This window comes from Luteolibacter ambystomatis, assembly GCF_018137965.1.
In the GTDB taxonomy this organism is placed as follows: Bacteria; Verrucomicrobiota; Verrucomicrobiia; order Verrucomicrobiales; family Akkermansiaceae; genus Luteolibacter; species Luteolibacter ambystomatis.
Map to the genome: position 1 here is coordinate 2,421,505 of NZ_CP073100.1, position 18,316 is coordinate 2,439,820.

At 60.1% G+C, this 18,316-nt stretch carries 12 protein-coding genes; all 12 read right to left on the reverse strand.

Annotated elements, in window-relative coordinates:
- Positions 1 to 29 precede the first annotated feature (29 nt).
- Positions 30 to 3,146 (reverse strand): tetratricopeptide repeat protein, encoded by a 3,117-nt coding sequence (locus tag KBB96_RS09285; RefSeq protein ID WP_211634415.1) that lies wholly within the window; start codon positions 3,144 to 3,146, stop codon positions 30 to 32.
- A 321-nt stretch (positions 3,147 to 3,467) separates the two neighbouring features.
- A complete protein-coding gene (locus tag KBB96_RS09290) occupies positions 3,468 to 4,412 on the reverse strand; it encodes a carboxylesterase family protein (protein WP_211634416.1) in 945 nt (314 codons plus the stop codon).
- Positions 4,409 to 6,025, reverse strand: coding sequence for a hypothetical protein (locus KBB96_RS09295; protein ID WP_211634417.1), 1,617 nt, complete (start codon positions 6,023 to 6,025; stop codon positions 4,409 to 4,411). Before KBB96_RS09295 ends, KBB96_RS09290 begins: the two co-directional genes overlap by 4 nt.
- Before the next feature lie 9 nt (positions 6,026 to 6,034).
- The gene (locus tag KBB96_RS09300) at positions 6,035 to 6,841 is read right to left on the reverse strand and encodes a hypothetical protein (protein WP_211634418.1); all 807 of its coding nucleotides are present in this window, start codon (positions 6,839 to 6,841) and stop codon (positions 6,035 to 6,037) included.
- A gap of 21 nt (positions 6,842 to 6,862) precedes the next feature.
- Positions 6,863 to 8,092, reverse strand: a complete 1,230-nt coding sequence (locus KBB96_RS09305; RefSeq protein WP_211634419.1) for a hypothetical protein — start codon at positions 8,090 to 8,092, stop codon at positions 6,863 to 6,865.
- Between the two features lie 256 nt (positions 8,093 to 8,348).
- Positions 8,349 to 10,586 carry a glycoside hydrolase family 32 protein gene (locus KBB96_RS09310; protein WP_211634420.1) on the reverse strand — a complete coding sequence of 746 codons (2,238 nt, stop codon included), beginning with the start codon at positions 10,584 to 10,586 and terminating at the stop codon, positions 8,349 to 8,351.
- Between the two features lie 102 nt (positions 10,587 to 10,688).
- Positions 10,689 to 11,258, reverse strand: a complete 570-nt coding sequence (locus KBB96_RS09315) for a hypothetical protein (RefSeq protein ID WP_211634421.1) — start codon at positions 11,256 to 11,258, stop codon at positions 10,689 to 10,691.
- Between the two features lie 260 nt (positions 11,259 to 11,518).
- Positions 11,519 to 14,578 carry an InlB B-repeat-containing protein gene (locus KBB96_RS09320; protein ID WP_211634422.1) on the reverse strand — a complete coding sequence of 1,020 codons (3,060 nt, stop codon included), beginning with the start codon at positions 14,576 to 14,578 and terminating at the stop codon, positions 11,519 to 11,521.
- A 246-nt stretch (positions 14,579 to 14,824) separates the two neighbouring features.
- Positions 14,825 to 15,118, reverse strand: coding sequence for a hypothetical protein (locus tag KBB96_RS21260; protein ID WP_345779489.1), 294 nt, complete (start codon positions 15,116 to 15,118; stop codon positions 14,825 to 14,827).
- Positions 15,119 to 15,476: 358 nt separating this feature from the next.
- Entirely contained in the window at positions 15,477 to 16,220 is a 744-nt protein-coding gene (locus KBB96_RS09330) for a hypothetical protein (RefSeq protein WP_211634424.1), read from the reverse strand.
- Complete coding sequence (locus KBB96_RS09335) at positions 16,207 to 16,962, reverse strand: hypothetical protein (RefSeq protein WP_211634425.1); 756 nt, start codon at positions 16,960 to 16,962, stop codon at positions 16,207 to 16,209. The genes KBB96_RS09330 and KBB96_RS09335 overlap by 14 nt, the downstream gene beginning before the upstream one ends.
- A gap of 57 nt (positions 16,963 to 17,019) precedes the next feature.
- Positions 17,020 to 18,315 (reverse strand): RHS repeat-associated core domain-containing protein, encoded by a 1,296-nt coding sequence (locus KBB96_RS09340; RefSeq protein WP_211634426.1) that lies wholly within the window; start codon positions 18,313 to 18,315, stop codon positions 17,020 to 17,022.
- Position 18,316 lies beyond the last annotated feature (1 nt).

Sequence of the window (18,316 nt, forward strand, 5' to 3'; positions counted from 1 at the left end):
AGCTACATTCTTCCCCACACCGGGAGTCATCATTTGGCAGCCAGCTTCAGGCGGAGCTTGGTCCATTCATCGTCCGAGCAACCGGCCTCGGTGGCGGCGGAGGCGAACTTGGTTTCCACTTCCTGTGAGGACATCTTCATGTCGGCAAGCGTGCTTCGGTAGCCTTCAAAGGCGTCGATGGATACCTGATCGACACGTCCATGCAAATGAATCGATTTCAGCGATATTACCAGGCACCGGTGAAAAAATGCTCCAGCCTCCGCAGGACGGCCCGTGGCCCGCAAAAACTGTGCAAAGTTGGCAAGCCCACTGGTCAAATCCGCTTGATTCGGAAAGGACGCCTTCTCTTGCACCGCCACGGCACGCCGGTAAAAAATTTCTGCTTCTTCCAGACGATTAGTGGCCTGCAACACACAGGCGAGGTTATAATATGAAATCGCCACGTACGAGTGATTCAGCCCCAAGGATTTCTCATAGATTGCGGCTGCACGCCTCAAAAGAGGCTCGGCATCACCCCAGCGGCTCAACTTCATCAAAAGCCTGGCGAGATTATTGGCAGATGTGGCAATTTTCGTGTAACCGGAGCCCGGGGATCCCTCATTGATCGCCAGCGCCCGCCGATACAGCGGTTCCGCTTCCGCGAGTCGGTCGGCACCGACCAGGAAGTGCGCAAGCCTATCGAGAGAAACCGTGATGGCAGGATCCCCCGTCCCCCAGACTTTCTCACGAATCGCCAGCGAGCGACGGAAAAGAGGTTCGGCTTCTTTCGACCGGCCCGTAACTTCAAAGAGCTGGCCGATATTGTCGAGCACGGCAGCTACTTTCGAATGATCCGGGCCAAGGGATTCTTCCAGAATCGCCAACTGGCGGCGATAAAGGCCCTCGGCCTCTTCCAAACTGCCCTTGTCGACCAAAACATTCCCCAGATTGCCCGAAGTGGTTGCGACATCCGGGTGATCCGGGCCGCAAACACGCTCGCGAATATCCAGAGCACGGCGCAAAAGGGACTCCGCGTCCGCAAGGCGGTCCGTGGAGTGGCAAAGTTGGCCGAGATTGTCCAGGACCATCCCCACCGACGGGTGGTTGGAACCGTGAGCTTTCTCCAAAATCACCAAAGCCCGCCGGAAAAGGGGTTCCGCTTCCGTGAAGCGGTTCGCCTCGTTGAGAAGTCCGGCGAGAGAATTAAGAACCAAGCCGACATTAGGGTGATCCGGCCCCAGCGTTTTTTCGTTGATCGAAAGCGCGCGTTTCAACAGGGGCTCCGCCGCGGCGAAGCGGTTTGTGGTCATCAGGAGAACAGCCAGATTGCCGAGCGAGGTAGCAATGCAGGGATGATCGGCAGGCAGGCACTTCTCATGAATCGCCAACGCACGGCGGAGAAGGCCTTCGGCTTCTCCATAGCGGTCTGTGGACTGGCAGAACAAAGCGAGATTGTTTAGTGAAGCAGCTAGGGCGGGATGATCGGATCCGAGAGATTTTTCAGAGATTGCAACCGCGTTGCGAAACAGCGACTCCGCTTCGGAGCGTCGGTTGGTCTCCTGGAGCAGACGAGCCAGATTGTTGGTGGACGTGACATACTGCCATGAATCCAGATCGTGGAATCTCTCATGAATTTGGAGGGAGCCTCGGAGAGCCGCCTCCGCCTCGACCAGGCGGTTTTCATCCCGCAGAAAATGCGAGTAATTGTTGAGGCAGTTTACAAGATCCGACATCTCCACTCCTGGTGACTTCGACCAGATCTCCAACCCCTGGCGAAAAATAGGCTCCGCCTCCTTGGGCCGGTTCGTCGCAATCAGTATCCCTGCCAGATTGCAAAGACTTCTTGCCACGGCATCCGACCGGCCACCCTCCCGCCTTTCCGCCGATGCCAGCAATGACCGGAACAACAACTCGGCCTCCTCATTCCGGGCCAATGTAAACAACGCGCAAGCCAGACGGTTGTTCACCTCGGTCCACATCTCCGCATCCACATCCTCCGAAACCCATGCCGCCGCACGGCGACAGGACGCCAAAGAGGCTTCAAAATCCGGCTTCAACATGAGGGCATCACTCTGCTTCAGAAGAGAATCCACCATACACTGGCGCTCTCTCTTCCGTTCGTCCGCCACCCGCTCATGCCATGCTTCCGCCGCAGCATACTGGGCGTCCAGATGTTTCATGCGGACTTCACCGGAGTCCGTATCCTCCTCCATCAGCGCCGCTGCCTCGCCGAACCTCCCCTTCGCCATGAGAACATAATACTTTTGTTTCGCCTCCGCTCCGGGGTTCTCCTCCACCTGCCGAACGTAAAGATCCAGTTTTCTCCGCAATTCTCCAACGGATACTTTCATCTCCACCGCTACCTGCTGCCATGCTAGATCCATTCGTTGTCCTGGCGTCAGCTCCTCTTTCTCCCTCCTATCAGCAGCGGCCAATTTGATAGCCCGGTCAACAGCAGCTTCCATGACAGCAGCGTTCTCCTTCGCTTCCACGCGGTTCAATTCTTTCGCCTCCAGGTGATTCCGCTGCTGCTGATGCAAGAATGTCGCACCTCCAGCCACCACTAGCGCCACCAATAAACATACCGCGATCAAACCATGACGCCGCGTGCGGACCACCTCGCGGCGCACCTGGTGCTCCTCGATCCGGAGGGAGATGAGGACTTCGCGCAGGGCCATGACGCGGGTGCGCAGTTGATGGAGGTCCGCCGGGCGCTCGTGGAAGCCGGGCGCCTCCTGCAGCCGCCGGCGGTGGGCGATCTGCCACTCCCGCTTTTCCCCGTCCTCGAGCGGAAGGTCCTCATCGTAGGGAAAGTCTTCCGGACAGATGAAGGTATAGACGCGGAAGGACCCGATCCCGCGTTCATCCTGGAGGCGGCGGCCGATGTCATGCTCGATCTGGGTGTAGCTGCGCCGCGGCATGCCGGCAGGCAGCGTGGCGGGGTCCGGCTCGCCGCTGTAGCGCATGCCGGCGATGTGGATGAGCGCCTGGCATTCGGAGATACGTCGTTCCAACATTCCCGTCACGGTGCCCGCATCCGGAGGAAAATTCGTCGTTTCCTCCACCGGATGGCAGCCGATGGCGAGCAGCGCGTCCCTCACCACAAGCCTCGCTCCGCGGAGATCTCCATTGGTGGCGGAAATGAATATCTTCGGGATGGGGGGCATGTTTCATTCCATAGGGGAATCGCGGGATCGGCGCAAGATTCCATATATCATGATGGCGTGGGAGTCGGAGGACAGGTGATTCCAATGTAGTCGAAAGCTCCGCTTTCGATATGGGGGGCGGGTGGATGATGGATGGAGGTCGGAAGGCGGGTGATGTCCGATACCAAAGAGGGAAAGCTGGAGCTTCCCCCTACATCGGGAAAGCGGAGCGGCAATGTAGTCGAAAGCTCCGCTTTCGATCCCGGGGGCGGCCGGGTGGCGGACGTGGACGGGACCTTTCTACTGGATACGCAGTAGTTTGATGCCGGACCGCGGGCGGGATCATTTGCGGGCGCGGTCCGCGGCCTCGAAATAGGACGGACGGACGGACAACTGCTGGCGGAAGAGCCATGGCAGGAGATCGGGGTGGAAGAAGCTCCATTGCCAGGCGGCATGACCGGCCCTTTTGTCGGCGACCGTCAGCCGGATATCGGAGCCCCAGCGGGCCATCGCGTCCGGCAGGGTTTTCGCGTTGTCGAGGATGGGCTGGCTCTCGCCATCATTGATGAAGAACCAGACCGGAGAGGGTTTCCTGCGGCGCTCCGCGATCATGTACGGCGATCCGTGGGTATTGCTGATGGCGACTCCGGCCGCGAAGACATCCGGATAAAGCGTGACGGCATCGATCACGCCGCCAGCCCCCGAACTGAGTCCGACGATGTAGATCCGCGAGAGATCGACGGGGAACTTCACGCGCAACTGGTCGATCAAGGCCACGAGCATGCGCAGTTGGAAGCGCGGCTGCTCCACCACCGGTCCGCCCCAGCTCTCGCCCCTGGCATGCTGGGGTGCCAGCACATAGGCGGGGCAGGCGCGCTGGATGGCGGGCTGCGCGAAGACGAGGAACTCATCGTGCTTGAACTGGGCCGTATTGTCGGCTCCGGCTTCACCCAGTCCGTGGAGAAAGACCACCAGCGGGCACCGGACATTGCCCGTGACGGTGGGTGCGAAAAGCCGCCAGCGCATTTCATTCCCATCCGCCTGCAGGGTACCGGCCCAGGCAAACGCATCCATGCCCACGGTGAACCCGGCCTGCTTTTCATCGCGCTGGCTGAAGGAGCCCGCCTTTGAGACCTTCGCCCTCGTGCTCCCCATGGGCAGGGTCGGTGCCTTCCGCGCGGCATCCGGGAGATACCCCAGCCCATCCAGGGTGGAATTCATTTCCACGGGCGCGGCACCGGCCCGGGAGAGGGCAAGCAGGAGGATGCAGGAGAGGAGCGTTTTCATGATGGGCATGGAGAGGTGGAGATGCGGAGGGAGGATTGATGGAGGAGGGCCAGCGCGGTACACAGCAGCAGCCCGAAGGACAGCCGGTAGCAGGACTCGGTATGATAGGAGGCGGTGGCATCCACCCCTCCATAGCTGGAGAAGAAAAAGAGGCAGGGCAGCAGGAGGAAGACAGCCAGCCCCAGGGTGGAAAGCGCCGCCTTTCCCGCCATCCCCCGCCCTGCCGCCAGCAGGCACAGCAGCACGGCCACGGCGAACCCTCCGGGATAGGCGGCGGGAATGAACAGCGCCGCCATTTTCCGCAAGGCCGCCCGATAGATGACCGCGCTGCCGGAGGCATCGAAAGCCGGTCCGCCTGCAAAGGAGAAATCCCAGCCGTGCAGTCCGCCGAGCCGGGCGATGAGCACCCAGGTGAAGGCACCGGCGGCACAGAGCGCGGTCTTGCGTGAGATGCGCCGCTCCGCGATCGAGAAGGCACCCGCAAGGTAGAATGCGAGCAGGGCTCCCTCCCGCTTGCACAGCGCGATCAGGATCGCATGGACGAGCACCTCCGGCCATGACGCGCGGCTCCACCGCACCGCCAGATGAAGGCACAGCGTCCACAGCAGCAGATCCGGCAGGCCATGGCGCACGCACTCCAGCACGATGGGCGAAGTGAAAAGCACGCAGGCGAGACCGATGGGAAACGCGGTGCCGCGCCAGACCCCGCCGAAGAGCCTGGCACCGAGGATCACCGCCAGCGGCCACACCGCCAGACAGGCGAACCGGCAGACCCGCCAATCGAACTCCTGCTGGACCCGCGCGAGCGCCCCGCACAGGAGCGGATAGAGCGGAGGATAATCGCCTGAGAACAGCCACGCCTGCCGCGAATAGATCCAGTCGAAGGAGGACGCCGGTCCGGCGGTGGAGAAAATCCGCGCCGAGGCCGCCCACAATCCGAAGCCCGCATTGCCCAGGTCACCATCCGTCCAACAGATGACCAGCAGCACGGCAAAGCACGCGGAGGGCAGCAGCAGCGCGAAGTTTCCCACGCCCACCCCGCGCCACGCAACCAGCGCGCCGCCGAGCGCCAGCAGGCACGCGGCGATGGCGAGCCGCCACGGAGGATGGACCACTGCCGGAGCCATCGGCGCTTCTCCGGTTCCTCCCGCCAGCGCTATGCCGGGCGCGGCCCAGAGTTCAAAAGCCTGTCCACCGCTGCCACGCGTGGCGAGGCACTGCCATCCCGCCAGCCTCGCCCCGGCCTCGTCCCGCCACAGGGACACCTCCGGAGCGCGGATGATGAAGATGCCATTCCGCCATGCGTCCTCCCCATGCGGAGCGAGCAGCGCCCGCGGATAGCCCCATGGGGCGACGGTGCGTGCCGCGGACATCGCATTGTACGGACGCTCCGGGACACAGTCCCACAGGGCGGCGGAGGCATCCGCAGGCAGCAGCCGCAACAGCTCCGCGGCGCCCTCCATCTTCCGCTGGTGAAAACGGAGTGGATCGGCGTGCAGCGAGAAGTCATGCCATCCGCTGCTGGCGCGGAACAGTGAAACGAAACTCCATGCCACGGCCAGCAGGCACAGGACCGGTCCGATCCACGCGAGGGCTCGCTGCGAGGCTGGCACGGTGGTTAGCTACCGTGGTGGTTTCCCGGCGGCGTCCTTGAGGTAGGCATCATAGACTTCCTTGAGGCTGACCTTCATCGTTTCGACGAGTTTTTTCACCGGCTCCGGCGGGATCTGGTTTTGAATCACGAGCGTCAGCTTTCCGCCCGGATCGCCGCGGCTGATCTGCAGGGCGAACTTCGGCTTGGCGGGAGGAGCGGAGTCCACCGCCGCCAGATCATAAAGAGTGACCTCCTTCTTTTTCAGATCCACCACGGTGACGAGCATGCCTGTCCGCGCATCCTTCTCGCGGTAGAAGATGGCGGTATTGTTGTCCAGCCAGCCGGCGGTGTGGAAGCCGGGCCCGCCCAGAGGATCCTTGCGCGTCGCTCCGGTCATGTCACGGCGGGCTTCCAGCACCCATTCGTCGAACTTCGCCTTCTCCTCATCGGTGGTGGCGTACTTCTCCTTCATCTCATCCAGCTCCAGCTCGTCCTTCTCATCCACGTCCTTCTTCAGGTCCGACTTCAGCTTTCCCTCCAGAGTGGCATGAATCCGCTCATCCACGATCCATTGTGCCAAGGGCTGCCCGCTTTCACGGGAGATCGCCAGGCCGAAGAGCGGCGCTTCATCGGGATTCGCGATCTTTTTGGCGACATCGAAAAAGCACATGTCGCCACGCGCGTACACCTTGCCATCCGGAGAAATCTGCTGCGGGAGACAGACGTAACCCAGGGCATCCTTCAGCTTTTTGGAAAGCTCCAGCCTGTCCCCCTGGGCGAGGACGGCGGGCATCGAACAGTAAACGGCAAGGGGGACGATCAGGGCGATCTTCATAAGGAAATTCCTGGTAAAGGCTCAGGGAGGAACGGCGATGAATCCGTAGGGAATGGTATGTTCCACGTTGCTACCGTCAGGCTCCAGAGCTTGGACGCGCATGATCCAGCATGCCCCCGCCGCGTTATATCCGGACGGCCAGCTCTTGTCAAAAATAGCATCATGAACCAGATCCGCATGCGCCTCATAGGCGACACCCTCCACGCCCATCCCCGCATGATAGCCGGCGCGCCGGGACATGTAGATGAAGGGCTTGGCAGTGAGGGCCGTGAAGCCGGCGTTTCCGGGAGTACCCGCGGTCTTGCACTCGGTGTATTCGGTGATGCCGCTCCACGTGGCGTTCGCGAAATAGCCGTCGTTGACCTGACTGAGCGTCTTGTTGGTCTCCGTGACGTAATATATCTTCCAGCCGCGCTTGATCCGCAGCCAGTTCATGTGGCCCACCACGTCCCCCTCGGTTGACTGGCTCTTGTAGGGGGAAAAACCGATGGGAGATGAGTTGATCCAGAACTTGTGAGCGTGCCGCAAGGCGTGCAGGGTGAATCCCACGCAGGAGATCCACGCGTTCGGCGGCGGATTCTGCGGGAAATACAGGACATCCTCATTCCCCGCCTGTCCGGAGTCGGAGCCCACGTCATAGTCGTGCTGGCCTTCCTCGAAGATTTTCTTCGTCACGGTGTTGATCGCCTCGCTGAGGGTATCGATGCGGTTGACCGGAATGTTGATCGTGGAGGTGAGCACCTCCTCATTGCCCTGGGGCGTGGCGCTCTTATACTCGAATTTGACGGTGATCGCGTTCGGGTTCGTCTTCGCGGCGATGGTGGTCGCGTCGAACTTGAGCGTGCTGTTGTCGAAGACCTTGCCAAAGGCCGGGGATGGCTGCGGGATCTTCTGGTTCTGCGCGTTCTTCACGGACACTTCCAGGATCTTCACCGTGGCCGGCGGAGTCACCTTCAGGCGCGCCGTCATCTCCTTGCCCTTCTGGACGTGGATGACCTTCTTATACGAGAGGTCCGACTCCGCGACCGTGACCGCCTCCAGCGTCCAGACCATCTTGTTGTTCGGCGCGCCTCCGTTCGGGCCGCCCAGATCGATGGTCTGCTGGTTGGTCGTGAATCCGATCTTCTTCTTGAGCGGATGCTTGTCGCCTTCCGGAGCCTCCGCGGCCATCGCGGACAGTGGAATCCATCCAGCCATCACAAACATGACGATCGTGACAAGCGACCTGCGCCGGGGGAACATGTCATTCATACGCGGCGAGCGATACATCTCACCCAAAAACCCGTCAACACATATTCATTCACAACATCCTCACAAAATAAACATATGACACCCGACAGTGACGCAACTAGCGTGACACACTCTCCGGACGACGGAAGGACGGGTGATCCCAATGTAGTCGAAAGCTCCGCTTTCGAGCTGGGGGCGGCTGGGATGACAGGATGAAAGCCGAAAGGACGAGTGATATCCGATCCCGAAAGAGGGAAAGCTGGAGCTTCCCCCTACATTATCTCCACGCGCTGCGGAGTTCGTGGACTTGGAGGGCATGGAAGATTGCGTCACCGCCATCGGATTCCACGGAGATCTCCGAGGGCTGCGGATCACTCCCGATGTTCACGGGCACGGGCATGTAGCACTGGCCGTCGCTGGCGAAGATTTCGATGCCCGTGCGATCGCAATAGATCGTGAGGCGCTGCCTGCCAGCGATCAACGGCGCGTTCGCACGCTGGCCGTGGACGATGAACTGCCGCGCCTTCACATCGTAGGTGATGGTGGACCCGCCGATGCGGAGGATGACGTTCCCCGCGGTGGTCGGCTCGAATTCCACACGGACTTCATGCAGACCGCCCGCCTCCACCCTGGTGACGAGGGGGACCCGGGGCCGCGCCCCGTAGGGCTGGTCCGGGCGGATCACGTCCCTCCTTTCGCCGCGCAGCTTCTCCAGTTCCTTCACCGGCGTGAAGGTGAGGCGCGGGCCATCGGCGGTGGTGACAAGACCGAGCTCCAGCGGCAGGCTCATGGATTGGTTGAACGGCATGCCCTTCGTCTCCGTCTGCCACCAGCCGATGAAGATGCGGCGGCCGTCCGGGACATCGCTGAAGGATTGCGCGGCGTAGAAGCCCTTGCCGCGATGGCCGGGGAGCTTCGGCGTTTCCGGCGTGAAGGTCTTCCCATCGAAGCCGCCGATCTGATACTCGCTGCTGGCGGCGGTGAGGATCCATTTCTTTTTCGCGGGATCGCCATCCACGGGCAGCTCGAAGAGATCCGGGCACTCGAAGAAGCCGTCCGTCTTGCTCGCATAGGTCCACGTCTTGAGATCCGGAGAGGTGTAGAAGTGGATCGTGTGGACGCCCTTCAGCTCCACATACACGGCCATCACCCATTGCTTCGTGGGCTCATGCCAGATGACCTTCGGATCGCGGTTGCCGTGGGTGACTTGCCTGAGGATGGGATTCTCCGCATACTTGGTGAAGGTGCGGCCGTCCGTGCTCCAGGCCATGCACTGGGTGTATTCATCGCCCGCGGCGGTGTAGAAGAGGATGAGCGGCGGCTTTCCATCCCTGCCGAGGCCGCTGGTGTTCTTCCAATCGACCACGGCGCTGCCGCTGTACATCATGCCGGACTCATCGGGGAAAAGCGCGTCGCCGAGTTCCCGCCAATGCACGAGGTCCGTGCTGACGGCGTGGCCCCAGTGCATGTTCCCCCAGGTGATGCCATAGGGATTGTGCTGGTAGAAGAGGTGGTATTCGCCGTTGTGGAAGACGCAGCCGTTCGGATCGTTCAGCCAGCCGCGGGCGGAGGAGAAATGATACTGCGCGCGTAGTGGTTCATCGTAGCCGCCGCGGCCCGTCCCGCTCCCGGCGTTCGCCCTGGCAGGATCGAAAATGGGGGTGCGCATCATGAAACTCGGCTTCATGCGGTCCAGGTGGATGCTGAGGGCCGCGCCCACCTTCTTGAAGGGAGCGATGTTCATGACCGCGTCCCAATCGGCCTTGGCGAGATCATCGGCCAGCTCGACCTCATTGCGCATGAGGACGCTGTCCCCGTCCATGAGAGTGAGGACGCGCTTGGGCGCGCCATTGCGGATGGGGATGAAAATCCCACTGCCGCGGGGATCGAGGGATTGGGCGATGTCGTGGACGAGGCAGGTGGGCTGCCTGGGCGGATCATTGAGGCCGGGCACGGGTGCCAGCGTGATGCCGGAAGGGTCCTTGTCCGTTGCCACGATGTGATCGACATTGAGGTGGCCCCAGCCGCCCTTCGCCTGATCGATGATGCGGACGGTGGCGGTCCTGCCCTCGAGATCCCCGATGCTCCAGTAGCCCTGTTCCAATGCCTCGGTGCCGCCGGGCTTGTCCTGCGAACCGAAGGCGCGGCGGACGACCTGACCATCGATGACGAGCTGGAGCTCGAGCTTGCCCGGCCTCCTGCCGCCGCCGATGAGGAAGGAGATGTAGGTGCGCGAGAGGGTGAAGGCCGGCGAGGCGAGCGTGCCGGTGGAGTCGTCGCCTCCGTGGAAGGAATTCGCGAGCCTCTTTCCCTGGAAGCCGGTGATGGGCATCTGGGTGGCGAGATTTCCGCGCGCGGGCTCATCGCCGAAGGCATCGCCGGTGGAGGTCCAGAGATCATACGACTCGCCCTCGAAATCTCCGACGACGAGATCGCGCTCGCCGTTCCAGATTTCCGCACGAACGGGCAGACTGGATAGACCGATGAGGATCGTGGAAAGAATGGCTCGGTGCATGGGTGCGATGCAATGCGATGATCGAGCCTGTATTACGTGGAAGAGGTCTGTTGGATTTCAGTTTCCGTAGGCAGAGACGCACCACCGGGGCGTCCGGGCGGTTCAGGTGGATTCGCGGAGGATACGTTCCAAGCGTTCCCGGTTGGCGGGAGGAGTGCGCACGGATCTGACAAACGCCCGCACACCCTCGCGCTCATCGGGATCGAGCTTGCTGAGGCATCCGGCGAGGTAGGTGTCCTGTTCCGTCTCGTCCATGTCGGTGATCTCCCGGAACGCCAGAGGACTCTTCGGGAGTATCAGCCAACCGGGCTCCCTCCTCACGAGGTGATTCCAGCATCTCGCCCTTATCGAAGCCATCGCCCACACCTTGATGTCATCCTCCCTGAGAGCGGCCAGCTCTTCGTCATCCGGCTCATGCTCCACCCATTTTTCCGGCAGGTGGAAGTCATTCGATGCAGTGAGCACCGGCAGATCCACGTGGGAATTGCCCTGCTTGATGAGCCTCTGCAGTTCTGTGCCCGCAAAGGGCATCAAGCATACATCCGTGCTGAAGATCTTCCAAACGTCCCGGTCCTTCGGGAACTCACGCGGCCTCGGCATGCTGCCCTGCACCAGAATCAAACCGACCTGCTCGCCGCCCTCATGAGAGAGCGCATGATACCATCCATACATATCGAATATTCCCTTCTATCTTTTTCAGGCAACCGGCCACACGAATTCAACGGGCATCCATCCCGCCTCCATAGACAGACCTCATTTAATACCGCCCGATCGCCTGGTGCGTCCGCGGCTCTGCCAACAGTCACTCCGGAAATTCATCTTCCCGGATGTCGGGAACCTAAAAAGCAGAGGTGAAAACGCAAGGCTCAAATCGTCGCGCGCGGCAATCCGGAGGTGATCCATATGCATGATGGCGCACAAGCCCCCTCCCCTCACCCGGCGGAGGGCGAGGTGACGAGGAGGCGGAAGAGGCGCTTTTCCCTGCCAGCCATGGCCACCTTCAGCGTGACGGTCTGGTCTCCGGTGGCCGGATCGGTGGTGGTGGTGACGAGGTCCGGCGCGAGCACGCTCCAGGAGTCCGCCTGCGTGCCGCCGAGCACCTGGAGATTCGCGGTGATGTCCGTGGCGATGCCACTGCGCCGGTAGGTGAGCGTGAAGTACGAGACTCCTCCTACTTTCTCCACGCGCGGCACCGGCAGCGCGGCGCGGTCCGCGGCGGTCATGGGCGCGGCGGGCGAGATGTTCAGGAAGAATTTCACCAGATTCGGCACGCCATCATTGAAAGGCGTCGCATTCGGGCCGCTGAAGGCCGGGTTGGCGTTCTGCTGGGGCGTGAGGTGGTAACTACGCCACGCGGCGTAGCTGGCGGGGCGGAAGAGCGCGGTGAAGACGCTGTCATCCGCGGGCACGGCCACGGTGCGGCTGCGGGTGGTGGTGCCATCGCTCCAGCGGATGAATTCCCAGCCGCTGGCGGGCGTGGCGGTGATGGGACGCGGCGAGCCGATGGTGAAGGTGCCGCCGCCGGAGACGCTGCCGCCCGCGGGCGGGTCCGCGGCGACATTGAGCGAGTCCGTGAGATCATAGACATAGGCCGCGCCCTTGAAGTCCGCGATGGTGCGGTCCTGGTAGGCCCCGGCAATGAACAGATCCCCTTCCAGCGCGATGGAGTTCGTGAAGCTGTCCTGCTCCTGGGGCGTGGGGTTCTTCAGCAGGCGGATGGGCGTGGCCGGAGTGGCGGATGCGAGCGAGTAGAGGTAGCCGCGGCCGGCACCGGAGGCCTCAGCGGAATTCTGCGGCGCACCCACCGCCAGCAGTTCGCCGGAAAGGGCGAGCCGCCCGCCGAAACTGGTGCCGGGTCCCGGATTCGGGATCGTGAGCACGGGCGTGCCGGGAGTGGCCCCGGCAAGGTCGAACACATAGACCCGGCCGGTGATTCCACCGGCGGAATAGTTGGACGCGCCGACAGCGAGGCGCGTGCCCTTCAGCGCGAGCCCGCCTCCGAAGAGGCTGTTCGACGTGGGAAAGGGATTCGCATAGGTGGCGGTGGCATACGCGCGCTCCGCCTCGGGCGCGCCCATGTTGTAGCGATGAATGACGCCCGTCCCGCTCCCCAGCGAGCTGATCGCCACGGTATCCCCGTCCATGGCCAGCACCTGTCCGAAGAAGTCCCCGCTCGAGGGCGTGGGATTGACCAGCGTGGCCCACGGCGTGGTGCCGGACCAGGAGAGGTCGTAAACTACGGCACCTCCCGTATTTCCATTCGGGTAGTGGACTCCGGCGATCAGGCGGTTCCCGCCCGAGGGCATGGCGAGGGTGGCGCCGAAGCTGGACATGGCGGAGGGCTGCGGATTCTGGATCACGGCCAGCGGGCTGGTCTTGTTACCGGCGGTATTGTAAATGTACACCCTGCCGACGGAGTAGCCCGCCTCCACGTATTGGCCATAGACGGCGATGCGGTTCCCGGCCATGGCCACGGCATCGCCGAAGGAGGTGGTCTTGGCCAGATCCCCCGGAGGCACCGTGATGGTCCATGCGGCGGTGGTGCCGGTGCGGCTGTAGACGCGCACGGAGCCCTTGTTCGCCCCGGCGGTGGGATCGCCGGGAGAGCCGATGGCGATGACATCGCCCGCGGTGGCCACGGACTTCCCGAAGCGGTCGCCGGAGGTGGGTGACACGGCCTTGAAGGTGCGGCTCACCGCCGTGCCGCCCACGGCGAAGGTGTAGGCGATCCCCGCGTCCGTGACCTCCGTGTCATCCCACGGCACGCCGGACATGACGGTGCCGCCATACACGGCCACGCTGGTGCCCAGCTTTCCGCCCTGCGGATTCACGGCGGGATTGGCAAACGCGGCCAGATAGGGTGTGCCGCTTGCCAGATTGTAGGTGTAGACGACCCCGCTGTTCGAGTTCGCGGTCCCCGTATGATACTCGGCGGGCGCGCCCACGGCGAGGTAGTTCCCATAAATCGCCACGGTGGCGCCGAAGTCACCGGCATACGCGGCGGCGGGTGCCCTCGGGTCCGTGAGCACCACCGGCACGGTCGGGCTGCTGCCGGCGAGATTGTAGGCATACACCGCTCCGGTACTATTCCCACCGTAGATGGAGCCGATGACGACCCGGTTCCCGGAGATGCCGGTGGAGTAGCCGAAGAGGTCGTTCGCGACCACCGCGGGGGCGGGATTCGCATTGCTGAGCGTGAGCATGGGCTGGCCGGGCGTGGCGGAGTCCAGGTTGAAAACGAAGGCCTGGCCCACGTTCGCATTGGTGCCGACGGCCACGTAGGGCGCGCCGACGACGATCTTCCGCCCGTCGATGGCCACGGAGAAACCGAACTTCTCGCCGCTCTTCGGCGTGGACTTGGTGAAGGTGTGCAGGAGCACGGGCGCCGCCGCATCCGTGATGTCATAGACCAGCACGGACCCGGCGTTCGACACGCCGCCCACGCGGCTCTGCGGCAGGCCCACCACCAGGATGTTCCCGCTGATGGCGATGCTGTCTCCGAAATTCTGCGCCGCCGTGGGAGCAGGCGGGCTGATCACGAGGCGCGGCGCGGCGGGTGCGGTGACATCATAGATGTAGACCTTTCCCGCGCCGCTCTGGTTGTCCACCGTTTTTCCCGGAGCACCCACGGCCACCAGGTTCCCGCTGGCGGCGAGACGCGCGCCGAAGCGGTCGTTGATGGCCACGTCCGGGCGCTGGAGATGATAGAGGAAGTTCGCATTGGAGTCATAGACCTTCACGGACCCGGCATTGCCGCCGCCCACGGCATCCGCCGGGCAGCCGGTGAGGCGGTAGGCGCCGCTGGTCCCGGCGATGGCGACGGCGCTGCCTTGGAGAATGCCCGCCTGCTTCCCGGTGGGCGGCGGATAGATGGTGTGGTCCGGCACGGCCAGCTCCTGGGCGTGCGCGGCGGGGAGCAGCGGAAGGGCGAACGGGGAAAGCAGAACCGCGGCAAGGCGGAGGGCGGAAAGCCCGCGCTGTGATGCGGGCACGGAGGTACGCGATGGGTTCGTAAACATGGGGCGGAGAGGTGGGGGTGCTTCATCAGGAGATCCGGGGGGGGGATCCCTGACAAACGGCTCCGGAATGCCAGCGGACTCCAGCGGAGCCCTCTTCCAACTGTTGGACTCTTCGGCGTGCCCTCCGGACTTTTCCACCTCTATTTCCGGAAAGTTATGTGACAAATCCGGCATTACGTAACTCCCGTATTTCCGATGAGAAGCGGTCTGGGAAATCACTCATGCCGCCATTTTGGCGAGCATGCGCCGCGGTAGAAACTCGAATCCCTTTGCCCTGTCGCTGCGCTTGACGATAGGCAACCGGGCAACCTCGCCTTCCAACGCACCGGCATAGCCACCGTCGGCCCGGATCTTCTTCAACCAACCGTAACGTGCCGCCAGCGGTTCCACCGCCAGCAGATTGCCCATCGGGTCTACCAGGACGTGTCTCTTCCGGCCTGTCATTTTCTTACCCGCATCATCGCCACGTAGTCCGGATTGGCTGGCTGTGCGAACACTCTGGCTGTCGAGGATCCCAGCAGCCGGGGCTTTTTGCCATGTTTGAGGCGGACGCGGTCGCGAAGTGCATCATGAATGCGCTCCCGGTGACCTTGTTTGGCCCACAGCCTGAAATAGTGGTGCAAGTCTTCCAGTGAGGGAGATCAGCGCCAGGCTCCACCGGTGCGAAGGATGTGGAAGATGCCGTTGAGCAGATCGCGACGGGAGTACTCACGCGGCCTGCCACACAGCCCCATCGGAGCATCCGGGAAGCATCGGGCGGATGGTCCGTCAGTGAAGCTGCTCGGATACGCTGGCATCGGAAGGTTCTCCGAAACCCACGCTGCCCAGTACCACCCGATTCCTCAACCTCGGTTATTTTTCAGACCGCCTCTTAGAATTCCAAATATTGGATGAGATTGTTTCTACCGGTTTCGTTTATTTGAATCCACCCGGTCCTTACTTCTTTTTCGGTTCCATCGGAAGGAAGATTGACTCGAATACGGAACCTGAGTCCTTCGGCATCAATGGCTGCCATCGATTCATCACTTTTAAGGGCCGGCTTAAGTCGTGATATTAAATCAATAAGAGACACTTTAATGTCTGGTGGTTTTACTGCCTGCGCAGTTGAATCAAGTCCAAAAGGGAGCATGCTGATTCTCGATTCATCCCTATTATAAAAAACACCAGCATAAGCATCATCAACAAGCGTCAGGTATTTGCCGTCTCCTCCGACCATTTCGATTCCTATGAACTCTCCACACGTATCAGATTTAAGCATTTTCTGATAGAAATACAAATCCTTGTCATTCAAGGGAACCAGGCAGTTTTTGTTTGCCGGCCTAATACTTATCGACATGTCCTCGTTGCTGAAATCAATGGAAATTTCCGACTCTGGATTTTCTCCAATGTAGAAATTCTTCTTTTTTTCATGAACCGCGACCTCAACCGGAATTTTTTGGTCCGGGGATTTTGCGGATGGCCTTGCTTTGCTTTGCTGCGTTGCGCGGGCTTTCTCCCCTGTTGTTAATTGATGTTCTGGATTGGATTGGTAGTGATTGCGGAAAAAGATCACTGCCAAAACACCCAATAACATAATTGCCCCCAAGATGACACAAATGACCTTAGTTGTTTTCATCGAATGTGAAAAGATGGGCGTAAATTGCCGGCACGTTCGATCCGATGTATCGGCTCGAGCCCTTCCTTGAATCTTGAGAATCTCCTATCTTGATATCCAAAACCGACTCCTCGTTGTCGCTTTTAAAGGAGAATTCAACTTTTGATTCTCCAAAATTTCCCATTCGGGAATAGATTTCCGCCGCGCCATATGCCATCAGGCGTTGATAGGCAGCTCCACCTATGGAATCTCTGACTTTTTTAATAAATTCATCCTTCAATATTCTTCCGTCGCTGTTTAGTGGGGGAATCATGAATTTTGATCCATTGGAACCTTCGATTTCGACCAATCGTTCCAATTGAAGATGTTTCATCTTCGCTTCATATTCCTGCATGATGCCATCCACTTTCTCTTTTTCGAATGAAGTCAAGCCAACGGCATTCGAGAATTTAATTCCAAGACCACCCTCGTTTTTATCAATGACATCGAGATCAAGGCTTTTGCCCGGATCATTTGTGATGGAATTGAATTTATCCGGCACCACTTCCGCTATCGCCGGGGGAATGTCAGGCTGGATTGCTCTTTGTGAACGATGAATCTCGCTATTTCGATTTGTCACCTGGGGTTGTTTTGCTTCATTTTGAGAACCGCGCACACCAAGCCCCAACACAAACCCCAAGACGGGCCCAACTCCGTATTTCAAGAATGCCAATATATGTTTTTTATATTTTGCCATAGTTGGATGATACGGAAGCAGGGCCATGTTCGTATTTTTACACTCCTGATCCACAGGTTGTAACACAATCGGAAAACGATTCTTTCACTTCTCCCAATACTCTTTCACAGCGCCATAATTTGTGCCTCCTACAGGGATCGGGCCGACAGGGCCAGTGGTGACGTCGTTATCCTTATGGGTGATTTCCTTTACTTTTCCGGCATTGTAGGAGGATACCTTTGCGGAGTGAGTAACGGTTCCCCATGTAACGATTTTTGCCTGATCGTTTTGATCGGTTGTTTTTTTGTATCCCTCTCCCTTGATGATGGTCTCAATGCTTTGGACGGCCCAACCTGCGCTACCATCGTTAATCCAACCGTTGACTCCCAGTGTGTATCCGTGACAATTCTGCGCGTAATACGCTGCGACACTGGCCTTCTCAGCCGCTGTCATTGCGGTCGTCGGGGCAACGGGAGTAATGACAGGCGTAGTCCAGACGATGGCTGGTGTGCTACCATCGGCGCATGTTGCGTCGTGGCCGGTAAATGAAATCTTATAATGATATGTGGTTCCGCCAACAGTTTTGGCATAAGAGCCTGTGGTGGGGACCTGTGGCGTCGTTCCCAGTGACGCGGGATTCACGGTCATGAGGCCATATGCATCCACTTCCGACAATGGATCTCCATTTACGTATGCATAGGAATTTTCCCCATCTGGAAAACCCAATGGATCTCTGGACGTCCATCTCAATGTTGTTGCCGAGTAATTTCGATGAAGAAATACATAACTTCCCAATTCCTTGACGAAGGGTTTTCCTGTAAATCTTCCATTTTCCAAACCCTCTCCGAAGGCGGTGCTTGAAAATACACTTTCACCACTAATCAAAGTATTTCCGAGGTAATCAGAGACAACGATTTGATCGATCCCCGCTAGAATAGGAACCCCGCCCGAACTTTGCCGTTCATTTGCAAACGTTGAGTTGCCTTCAGCGGCAAGAACATCTCCATCCCAAGCATAAGAAGACATTTCTCCTCCCAGGCACTTTCCTACCAGCCGACCTTCCGCGTTGTAGAAAAACCCAGCTTCTCCCTGATTGGAAATTGTCGCAATCACCTTGTCTGCGTAACCATACTCCGTTTGCCTGATCTTATTGCCGGAAGCGTCGGTGACTGCGAGCATGCGACCGGCGTTGTCATAGAGAATCCGTTCTTGATTCTTGGACACAAGTTGGTTGGACGCATCGTAGCAAAATTGAGTGGTTTGGTTGCCAATCGATTTTTCGATCACGTTGCCTGCGGCGTCATACTTGTATTTTTCAACCGATGCGGCGGATGCAAGACCGGGTAGGCCGATAGCGCAAACCATGGTCGGCACGATTTTTTTTCTGTTTCCAGGCTTCATT